The organism is Pseudomonas sp. SDO5522_S412, assembly GCF_054071215.1.
Genome location: NZ_JBSVWQ010000209.1, coordinates 1 through 9,833, shown reverse-complemented (window position 1 = coordinate 9,833; position 9,833 = coordinate 1). Strand labels below are relative to the sequence as shown.

The window sequence follows — 9,833 nt, the reverse complement described above, 5'->3', positions numbered from 1 at the left end:
TCAGTACCCGATTTATCAACTGACCCACCGCATTCGCGAGCAAGCCCGCTCCCACATTTGAACTGTGTTGAGCCCGAGCCTCAGCATTTGCTAATTAACCATTACTCCAATCGTAACGGTTCACCGCCCAGCTTGATTGATGCCCCCCCAATACCCTCCTAAGGTACAGCCCACGACAGCAAATCCCGTGGAGCGACCATGACAACAACAACTTCCCCCGACTCGCGCTGGACGCGGCGGCGCGATGAGAAGCAGCGCCGCCTCGCATTGGTGCGATCCTTCGCCGATGGCGCCGTGCTCCCCAGCGAGCGCATTGTCGAAGCCCTGGAAGCCCTGATCCTCCCCGGCGACCGTGTGGTGCTGGAAGGCAACAACCAGAAGCAGGCCGATTTCCTCTCGCGCTCCCTGGCCAAGGCCGACCCCGCCAAGCTCCACGACCTGCACATGATCATGCCCAGCGTCGGCCGCTCCGAGCACCTGGACCTGTTTGAAAAGGGCATCGCCCGCAAGCTGGATTTCTCCTTTGCCGGCACCCAGTCCCTGCGCATCAGCCAGTTGCTGGAAGACGGCCTGTTGGAAATCGGCGCGATCCACACCTACATTGAACTCTACGCACGGCTGGTGGTGGACCTGATTCCCAACGTGGTCCTGTCGGCCGGCTTCATGGCCGACCGCGCCGGCAATATCTACACCGGGCCGAGCACCGAAGACACACCTGCGCTGATCGAGCCGGCCGCCTTCAGCGATGGCATCGTCATCGTCCAGGTCAACCAATTGGTGGATGACGTCACCGACCTGCCTCGCGTTGATATCCCGGCAAGCTGGGTCGATTTCGTGGTGGTCGCTGACAAGCCCTTCTACATCGAACCGCTGTTCACCCGCGACCCACGCCACATCAAGCCCGTGCATGTGTTGATGGCGATGATGGCGATCCGCGGCATCTACGAAAAACACAACGTTCAATCGCTGAACCACGGCATCGGCTTCAACACTGCCGCCATCGAATTGATCCTGCCGACCTACGGTGAATCCCTGGGCCTGAAGGGCAAGATCTGTCGCAACTGGACCCTCAACCCGCACCCAACCCTGATCCCGGCTATCGAAAGCGGCTGGGTCGAAAGCGTGCATTGCTTCGGCACCGAGCTGGGCATGGAAAACTACATCGCCGCCCGGCCGGATGTGTTCTTCACGGGTCGCGACGGCTCGCTGCGCTCCAACCGAATGTTCTGCCAGCTGGCCGGCCAGTACGCGGTGGACCTGTTTATCGGCGCCACCTTGCAGGTCGATGGCGACGGTCATTCCTCCACCGTTACCCGTGGCCGCCTCGCCGGTTTTGGTGGTGCGCCGAACATGGGCCACGACCCGCGCGGTCGCCGCCATGGCACACCCGCCTGGCTCGACATGCGCCACGACGACGCCCCGGAAGCCTTGCTCGAACGCGGCAAAAAGCTCGTGGTGCAGATGGTCGAGACGTTCCAGGAAGGCGGTAAACCCACCTTTGTCGAAACCCTCGACGCGGTGGAAGTCGCCCGCAAAAGCGGCATGCCCCTGGCGCCGATCATGATCTACGGCGATGACGTCACGCACCTGCTCACCGAAGAAGGCATCGCCTACCTGTACAAGGCCCGTTCCCTGGAAGAGCGCCAGGCGATGATCGCCGCCGTGGCCGGGGTGACCGCCATCGGCTTGCGCCACAACCCCAAGGACACCGCACGCATGCGTCGCGAGGGCTTGATTGCGCTGCCCGAAGACCTCGGCATCCGCCGCACCGATGCCACCCGCGAGCTGCTGGCCGCCAAGAGCGTGGCCGATCTGGTGGAGTGGTCCGGTGGCTTGTACAACCCGCCCGCCAAGTTCAGGAGCTGGTAAATGCACGCACTCAAACTGCACGACCTGACGCTGGCCGAACGCCTGGCCGACATGGCCGTCGACGCGTTGATCGATGAGGCAGACCTGTCGCCGAAACCCGCCCTGGTAGACCGTCGCGGCAACGGCGCCCATACCGATTTGCACCTCGGCTTGATGCACGCCTCGGCGCTGTCGCTGTGGCCGGCGTTCAAGGAAATGGCCGAGGCCGCTGTCGAATTTGGCGAAGTCGGTTTGCCCCTGCGTGAAGCCCTCGGGCGCATCGGTCGCGAAGGTGAACAGGCGATGCTCGTCACCACCAGCGGCGTAAATACCCATCGCGGCGCGATCTGGGCGCTCGGCCTGTTAGTCGCCGCCGCCGCACTGCAACCGGAATCCTGCACTGCCAGCGCGGTGACGTTGCGCGCCGCCCGCCTGGCCTTGCTCAACGACCGTTACGCACCGCAACCGCTGAGCCACGGCGCCCAGGTCGCACAACGCTACGGCGCACGCGGTGCTCGCGAAGAGGCGCAACTGGGCTTCCCGTCGGTGCTGCAACGCGGCCTGCCCCAACTGAAGAAAAGCCGCCTGCAGCAACACGGCGAACAGAACGCGCGCCTCGACGCCTTGCTGGCGATCATGACCGACCTGGCCGACACCTGCGTGCTCTACCGCGCCGGTCCTGAAGGCTTGCAGGCCATGCAGCAGGGCGCCCAAGCCGTACTGGACGCCGGCGGCAGCGCAAGCCTCGCCGGCCGCCGCCAACTGCATGAGCTGGACCAGCAACTGCTGGCGCTGAATGCCTCCCCCGGTGGCGCCGCCGACCTGTTGGCCGCCTGCCTGTTTATCGACCGCCTCGACGGAGCGCTGTGATGGAAACCTTATCCTTTGAATTCCCCGCCGGGCAGCCCGCAAAGGGCCGCGCGCTGGTAGGTTGCGTCGGCTCCGGCGACCTCGAAGTGCTGCTGGAACCGGGCACCGCCGGCACCCTGACGATTCAGGTGCAAACCTCGGTCAATGGTGCGCAGCTACGTTGGCAGCACCTGTTTGAACGGATCTTCCAGGAGCAGACGCCCCCTGCATTGAACATCGATATCCACGACTTTGGCGCCACACCCGGCGTGGTGCGCTTGCGCCTGGAGCAGGGCTTCGAGGAGATCGGTCATGACTGACTTGCTCAACAAACACAGCTTCGTCGAACTCGGCGCCCGGCAGCGGGCCAAGGCCTTGCTCGATGCGGGCAGCTATCGCGAATTGATCGATCCGTTCCAGCGCGTCATGTCGCCATGGCTGAGTCGCCAGGGCGTGGTGCCGCAGGCAGATGACGGCGTGGTGATCGCCAAGGGCAGCATCGCCGGCTTGCCGGTGGTCATCGCGGCCATCGAAGGCAATTTCCAGGGCGGCAGTCTCGGTGAAGTCGGCGGCGCAAAGATGGCCGGTGCACTGGAGTTGGCTGCTGAAGACAACCGCAACGGTATCCCTACTCGCGCGATCCTGCTGCTGGAAACCGGCGGCGTGCGCTTGCAGGAAGCCAACCTGGGCTTGGCTGCCATCGCCGATATCCATGCGGCGATTGTCGACCTGCGCCAGTACCAGCCGGTGATCGGCGTGGTGGCGGGCAGCGTCGGTTGCTTTGGCGGCATGTCCATCGCTGCAGGCTTGTGCAGTTATCTGCTGGTGACCCGTGAGGCGCGCCTTGGCCTGAACGGCCCGCAGGTGATCGAGCAGGAAGCCGGCCTTGAAGAATACGACTCCCGTGACCGGCCCTTCATCTGGAGCCTGACCGGCGGTGAGCAACGCTTTAACAGCGGCTTGGCCGACCGGTATGTGGCCGACGACGTGGTGCAGATTCAGCAGCAGATCACTGAGCTGCTGCAACAAGGCTTGCCGGAAAACCAGCGCAGCCGTCAGGTTGATCACTATCTGGAACGCCTGGCCGCACTCAACGCCGAACCGCAAATCGACCCGGCGACGGTTCGCGATCTGTATCAGGGAGAACACTCATGAGAGGTTTGCAGTGGTTCAACGCATTGAGCGGCGACGCAGCGCCAGTGAGCGGTTTGCCGAACTCGCTGAAAGTTGCCGACGGTGTGCTCGGTGATCAGCCAGTGCGCTTTATCGCGGTGGTCACCGACCCGCAAAACCGCTTCCCTCGCGCTCGCAACGGTGAAGTCGGTTTGCTGGAAGGCTGGGGCTTGGCCAAGGCGGTTGATGAGGCGATCAACACCGGCGACAAGCGTCCGCTGATTGCCATCGTGGATGTGCCGAGCCAGGCCTACGGTCGTCGCGAAGAGGCGTTGGGCATTCACCAGGCATTGGCCGCCGCTGCCGACAGCTACGCCCGTGCCCGCCTGGCCGGTCACCCGGTGATCGCGCTGCTGGTGGGCAAGGCGATGTCCGGCGCCTTCCTCGCCCATGGTTACCAGGCCAACCGCCTGATTGCCCTGCGCGACCCCGGCGTGATGGTGCATGCCATGGGCAAGGCTTCGGCGGCGCGGGTAACCCTGCGCAGTGTTGAAGAGCTGGAAACCCTGGCTGCCAGCGTGCCGCCGATGGCCTATGACATCGACAGCTATGCCAGCCTCGGCTTGCTCTGGGAGACCTTGTCGGTCAGCCAGATCGAGCAGCCCACCACCGAAGATGTGGCGCGGGTCAGCGATTGCCTGGTGCAGGCGATCAAGGATGTGCAGGCCGGCGGTCGGGACCTGAGCGGTCGCCTGGGCGCCACTAACCGCGCTGCCTCCAGCCACGTGCGCCAACTGCTGCGGGAGCAATGGTGAACGCTCACGACTTGCTCTGGGGCATGACCCCGGCGCATGCGCCCGCTGATGCGCCGGCCTGGGTGCTGGAAGCATTGGCCGCTGGGCATCCGGTGGTGGTGCGCCGGGCGATTGCGCCGCCGGGCCAGGTAGCGGTGGGGGTACGCGGGCGCTTGCGCGAGCAGCGCTTCGCCGCCGTGATGCCGATGGCGGCCGTGCAGCGGCGCGTGGTGCCGGAAGACCTGCGCGGTGTGATCTCGCCAAGGGATTTGCCGGCGTTGCAGGCCCTCGCTCAGTTGCGACCGGTGCTGGCGGGAGAGAGTTGGGGCGTCACCGGCAGTGCGGGTTTCGAGTTGGCCAGCGGCGTCGAAGCGCTGCATGCCAAGAGCGATCTGGATTTGATTCTGCGCACGCCCGAGCGGCTTGAACGCAGCGATGCAGAGGACCTGCTGGCGATACTGGATACGGCGGTGTGCGCCGTGGACCTGCAACTGCAAACGCCTTTTGGCGCGGTCGCGTTGCGTGAATGGGCCGGTGGTTCGCGTCGCGTGCTGCTGAAGAACGCCAGCGGCGCGCAGTTGGTGCTCGATCCTTGGCAGGCCGTGGCATGAGTAGCCTCCTGGCATTCCCGGGGCAGGGCGCCCAGCGTCCCGGCATGCTCCAGCAACTGCCGCGTGCGGTGCTGGACGAAGCCAGTGCTGCCCTCAATGAGGATGTACTTACCCTGGATTCTGCCGAAGCGCTGGCCTCGACCCGTGCCGTGCAGCTCTGCCTGTTGATTGCCGGTGTGGCCAGTGCGCGTTTGCTGGAACACACCCCCGATTACGTCGCCGGCCTGTCCATTGGGGCCTATCCGGCCGCCGTGATCGCCGGCTCGCTGGACTTTGCCGACGCGTTGAAACTCGTCAGCCTGCGCGGCGAATTGATGCAACACGCGTATCCCCACGGCTACGGCATGACCGCCCTTATCGGCCCGGACCTGTCCACCGTCGAAGCCTTGCTTGCTCAGGTCCACAGCCCGCAAACCCCGGTTTACCTGGCCAATATCAATGCCGACAACCAGACGGTCATCGCCGGCAGCGATGAGGCCATGAAGGCGGTCGCCAATCTGGTGCGCGGCAACGGCGTCGCCAAACGCCTGGCCGTCAGCGTGCCGTCTCATTGCGTACTGCTGGAAAAACCCGCCGAGGCCCTGGCCGAAGCATTCGCCCAAGTGACACTGAAACCGCCGAGCATCACTTACCTGAGCAGCACCCGCGCCCGGCCGATCCACAACACCGAACACCTGCGCGACGACCTCGCCTTCAACATGTGCCGCATCGTCGACTGGCGCGGCACCGTGCAAAGCGCCTTCGAGCGCGGTGTGCGCCTGCATATCGAACTGCCTCCCGGTGCCGTGCTTACAGGCCTTGCGCGCCGGGTGTTCGAGCAAGGCACCGTCATCGCCTTCGAAGGCGCCCGCCTGGACACCTTGCAGGCCTTGCTGCGAGAGGAGGGAAACCATCACCGATAGAGCTCCACCAAGGCTGATGCTGGTCGGTCAAGAGATAGAGCGGGTCACCAATGACCTGTGGCGAGGGAGCTTGCTCCCGTTGGAGTGTGCAGCGCTCCGAGGATTTCAGGGCCGCTACGCAGCCCAACGGGAGCAAGCTCCCTCGCCACAGGTACGGTATTCATCTTTATCGGATCGGCATTGCCGCCCAAGGCTTTCGAAGCACAAAAACAACAATTTCGATGAAGCACTTTGAGGACAACCATCATGATTATTTACGGTGTGGCGTTGCTGGCGATCTGCATGTTGGCCGGCGTGATTCTGGGCGACATGCTCGGCGTGTTGCTGGGAGTCAAATCCAACGTGGGCGGGGTGGGGATCGCGATGATCCTGCTGATCTGCGCACGGTTGTGGATGCACAAACACGGCGGCATGACCAAGGAATGCGAGATGGGTGTCGGCTTCTGGGGTGCCATGTACATCCCGGTGGTGGTGGCGATGGCGGCGCAACAGAACGTGGTGACCGCGCTGCACGGCGGCCCGGTGGCGGTGCTGGCGGCGATTGGTTCGGTGGTGGTGTGCGGTTGCACGATTGCCTTGATCAGCCGTACGCACAAAGGCGAACCGTTGCCCGATGAAGAGCCGCTGATCGCGGTTGCACCTGTCGCGGGAGGTCGCTGATATGTGGGAACTCATCGAGAAAGGCCTGGCAAATAACGGCTTGGTCACCGCCTTTGCATTTGTTGGCGTGGTGATGTGGATTTCGGTGGTGCTGTCCAAGCGCCTGACCTTCGGGCGCATCCACGGCTCAGCCATCGCGATTGTGATCGGGCTGGTGCTGGCCTGGGTGGGCGGCACCTTGACCGGCGGGCAGAAAGGCCTGGCGGACGTGGCGCTGTTTTCCGGGATCGGCTTGATGGGCGGCGCCATGCTGCGGGACTTTGCCATCGTGGCCACGGCGTTTGAAGTACAGGCCACCGAGGCGCGCAAGGCCGGCTTGATTGGTGCGATTGCCTTGCTGCTGGGCACGGTGCTGCCGTTTATTGTGGGCGCGAGTATCGCCTGGGCGTTTGGTTATCGCGATGCGATCAGCATGACCACCATCGGCGCGGGCGCGGTGACGTACATCGTCGGGCCGGTGACCGGGGCGGCGTTGGGTGCAAGCTCGGATGTGGTGGCGCTGTCCATTGCGACTGGGTTGATCAAGGCGATCCTGGTGATGGTGGGCACGCCCATGGCGGCACGCTGGATGGGCCTGGATAACCCGCGCTCGGCGATGGTGTTCGGTGGTTTGGCCGGTACGGTGAGCGGCGTGACGGCAGGCCTGGCGGCGACGGACCGGCGGCTGGTGCCGTATGGCGCACTGACCGCCACCTTTCACACCGGGCTTGGGTGTTTGCTGGGGCCGTCGGTGCTGTACTTCATCGTGCGCGGGATCGTCGGCTGACCCGAGAGGTGTCGACCGCTTTTGTGGCGAGGGAGCTTGCTCCCGCTGGAGCGCGAAGCGGTCCCAATGCATTCTTCCTGAAACAACGCGGGCGCTGATTTTACGACTGCTGCGCAGCCGAGCGGGAGCAAGCTCCCTCGCCACAGGGGATCATTGTCAGGTTTGGCGGTTCGCATACATCCGGCACTCCGCCAACAGCGCGAGCAGGTTCGGGTCGCGCTCCTTGGCTTTCAGAAACACCACGCCAATGTGCTGCTGCAAACGGTAGCGCGGTTGCAGGGGAATCAGCTTCACTCGGTTCTCGTACACCGCCGCAATCCGTCCCGGCAGCAGCGCATAACCCACGCCCGAACTGACCATGCTCAGCAGGGTGAAGATGTCGTTGACCTGCATCGCCACCTTCGGCTCGAACCCCGCCTGCTTGAATACGCGGTTGCCATCCTGGTGGGTGGCGAAGCCTTGGGTGAGGGTGATGAAGGTGGCGTCGCGCACGTCCGCCAGGTCGATTTCCTGCTCGCGGTCGAAGGGTGAATCGGCCGGGGTGGCGAGGAAGATGTCGTCGGAAAACAGCGCGATCTGCTCGCAGTCCGGATCGTTGGCGTGCTCGTCGAGGGAGATCAGGATCGCGTCGACTTCCATGTTCTTCAGCTTGTACAGCAGGTCGAAATTGGAGCCGAGGATCAGGTCGATATTCAGCTCGCTGCGGCGAATCTTCAGCCCCATGATCAACTGCGGCACGGTCTTCACCGTCAGCGAATACAGCGAGCCCAGCTTGAAGCGCTCGGCGGAAAAGCCGGCGGCCTCGCGGGTCACCCGCACGCTGTCGACCACATCCTGCACCAGCTTCTGCGCACGCTCTTCCAGCACATAGGCGCTTTCCAGCGGCGTGAGGTTGCGCCCTTCGTGCTTGAACAGCGGGCAGCGCAGGGCGTTTTCCAGGGAGTGGATCGCCCGGTGCACGCTGACGTTGCTGGTCTGCAATTCAGCCGCCGCCCGCGCCAGGTTGCCGGTGCGCATGAACGCCAGGAAGATTTCCAGCTTCTTGAGGGTGAACTCTTCGTCGATCAGCATGGGCGTGACTCTTGTTCGAATGCCGTCGATTGTGCCCCTAAAACCAGTTCACTCCCAGCCATGCGCTGCACAGGCCCAACACCACGCCGAGGATGATCAGCCAGATCGCGTTGAGCCTTGTGTAATACACCACGGCAGCGCTGGCCAGGGTCAGTACCAGGCTGGTGGCGTTGTTTTCCAGGCTGTTCATCAGGATGTAGCTGGCGGCCAGGATCAGCCCGATGGAGATCGGCAGCAGGCTGCCTTTGACCCGCTGCACCCACGGGGTTTTGCTGTGTTTTTCCAGCCAGCCGGCGCCGAGGTAGGTGAGTACCGAGCAGGGCACCAGCTTGGCGGTCAGGGCCACCAGAGCGCCGGGCAGCCCGGCGGCTTGCTGGCCGATAAATACCAGGAACATGCCATTGGGCCCCGGCAAGGCCTGGGACAAGGCGAAGAAGGCGACGAACTGGGCGTCGGTGATCCAGTTCATGTCGGTGACGGTGTAGCGATGGATATCGCTCAGGGCCACGGTGTTGCCGCCAATCGCCATCAGCGACCACAGCGCGCATTGGATCATCAGGTGAAACAGCACGCTCTGCATCAGCCGGCCACCTTCTGCTTGCCCATGAAGCTCAAGGCCAACGAGCTGGGAATGCAGATCAGCAAGACCATCCACAACGGCAGCACCAGCACCGCCATCAACACGAAGGTCAGGACGAACGCGCTGTAATTCGCCAGGGTCCTGGGCATGGCCTTGAGCAGGCGCAAGGTGGTGCCGAGCATCAGCCCGGTGGCGATCGGCATCACCGCGCCGAAGATCTGCTGCACCACGTCATGGCTCCACCATTTGGCATAGGCGAAGCCGGCCAGCACGGTGATCAGCGAGGGGAACAGATACAAGCCGACCACGGTCACAACCGCACCCGGCAAACCGTGCAGGCGCCGACCGTAGATGATGCCGACGTTGGCGATATTCGGCCCGGGGAAGAATTGGCCGGTGGTCAGCAACTCGTTGAAGCCTTGTTCGCTGACCCACTGCCGGCGGTCGACCATCATCTGCCGCGCCCAGGGCATCACGCCGCCGAAGCCAAACAGGCCGACCATGGCGAAGTTGTAAAACAACTGCCACAGACTCGGGTGGGGCTGGGCAGGTTCGAGGTCGGGCATGGGCGTTACCGATGAGGGGCTTTTATGTAGGAGCTGGCTTGCCGGCGATAGCGGTATATCAGCAGCAGATGTA

The 9,833-nt window shown here is 63.8% G+C and carries 12 protein-coding genes; 9 read left to right on the top strand and 3 right to left on the bottom strand.

Annotated features, from left to right (window positions below; genetic code table 11):
• Nucleotides 1-198: 198 nt before the first annotated feature.
• The 9 genes from mdcA to madM all read left to right on the top strand — a co-directional run bounded on the left by mdcA (nt 199) and on the right by madM (nt 7,543).
• The gene (gene mdcA / locus ACW9I6_RS26765) at nt 199-1,869 is read left to right on the top strand and encodes a malonate decarboxylase subunit alpha (RefSeq protein ID WP_023659312.1); all 1,671 of its coding nucleotides are present in this window, start codon (nt 199-201) and stop codon (nt 1,867-1,869) included.
• A complete protein-coding gene (locus ACW9I6_RS26760; protein WP_008434131.1) occupies nt 1,870-2,718 on the top strand; it encodes a triphosphoribosyl-dephospho-CoA synthase in 849 nt (282 codons plus the stop codon).
• Nucleotides 2,718-3,017, top strand: coding sequence for a malonate decarboxylase subunit delta (locus tag ACW9I6_RS26755; RefSeq protein ID WP_003216806.1), 300 nt, complete (start codon nt 2,718-2,720; stop codon nt 3,015-3,017). The genes ACW9I6_RS26760 and ACW9I6_RS26755 overlap by 1 nt, the downstream gene beginning before the upstream one ends.
• Complete coding sequence (locus ACW9I6_RS26750) at nt 3,010-3,852, top strand: biotin-independent malonate decarboxylase subunit beta (RefSeq protein ID WP_008434127.1); 843 nt, start codon at nt 3,010-3,012, stop codon at nt 3,850-3,852. The genes ACW9I6_RS26755 and ACW9I6_RS26750 overlap by 8 nt, the downstream gene beginning before the upstream one ends.
• Complete coding sequence (gene mdcE / locus ACW9I6_RS26745; RefSeq protein ID WP_177009101.1) at nt 3,849-4,625, top strand: biotin-independent malonate decarboxylase subunit gamma; 777 nt, start codon at nt 3,849-3,851, stop codon at nt 4,623-4,625. The genes ACW9I6_RS26750 and mdcE overlap by 4 nt, the downstream gene beginning before the upstream one ends.
• On the top strand, nt 4,619-5,215 hold the full coding sequence (locus ACW9I6_RS26740; RefSeq protein WP_177116620.1) for a malonate decarboxylase holo-ACP synthase: 597 nt from the start codon (nt 4,619-4,621) through the stop codon (nt 5,213-5,215). Before mdcE ends, ACW9I6_RS26740 begins: the two co-directional genes overlap by 7 nt.
• Complete coding sequence (gene mdcH, locus ACW9I6_RS26735; protein WP_003216814.1) at nt 5,212-6,117, top strand: malonate decarboxylase subunit epsilon; 906 nt, start codon at nt 5,212-5,214, stop codon at nt 6,115-6,117. The genes ACW9I6_RS26740 and mdcH overlap by 4 nt, the downstream gene beginning before the upstream one ends.
• 246 nt (nt 6,118-6,363) lie before the next feature.
• The gene (gene madL / locus ACW9I6_RS26730) at nt 6,364-6,777 is read left to right on the top strand and encodes a malonate transporter subunit MadL (protein WP_102604131.1); all 414 of its coding nucleotides are present in this window, start codon (nt 6,364-6,366) and stop codon (nt 6,775-6,777) included.
• A gap of 1 nt (nt 6,778) precedes the next feature.
• A complete protein-coding gene (madM, locus tag ACW9I6_RS26725) occupies nt 6,779-7,543 on the top strand; it encodes a malonate transporter subunit MadM (protein ID WP_003216820.1) in 765 nt (254 codons plus the stop codon).
• 156 nt (nt 7,544-7,699) lie between these two features.
• Here the strand turns inward: madM and ACW9I6_RS26720 are convergent, their stop codons facing one another.
• From ACW9I6_RS26720 to ACW9I6_RS26710, 3 genes are read right to left on the bottom strand one after another with little or no spacing between them, the layout of a single operon-like run.
• Nucleotides 7,700-8,614 carry a LysR family transcriptional regulator gene (locus ACW9I6_RS26720; protein WP_003216822.1) on the bottom strand — a complete coding sequence of 305 codons (915 nt, stop codon included), beginning with the start codon at nt 8,612-8,614 and terminating at the stop codon, nt 7,700-7,702.
• Nucleotides 8,615-8,651: 37 nt separating this feature from the next.
• Nucleotides 8,652-9,194: a chromate transporter gene (locus ACW9I6_RS26715; RefSeq protein WP_134327458.1), complete on the bottom strand. Its 543-nt coding sequence runs from the start codon at nt 9,192-9,194 to the stop codon at nt 8,652-8,654.
• On the bottom strand, nt 9,194-9,760 hold the full coding sequence (locus ACW9I6_RS26710) for a chromate transporter (protein WP_003216826.1): 567 nt from the start codon (nt 9,758-9,760) through the stop codon (nt 9,194-9,196). Before ACW9I6_RS26710 ends, ACW9I6_RS26715 begins: the two co-directional genes overlap by 1 nt.
• Nucleotides 9,761-9,833: the final 73 nt, after the last annotated feature.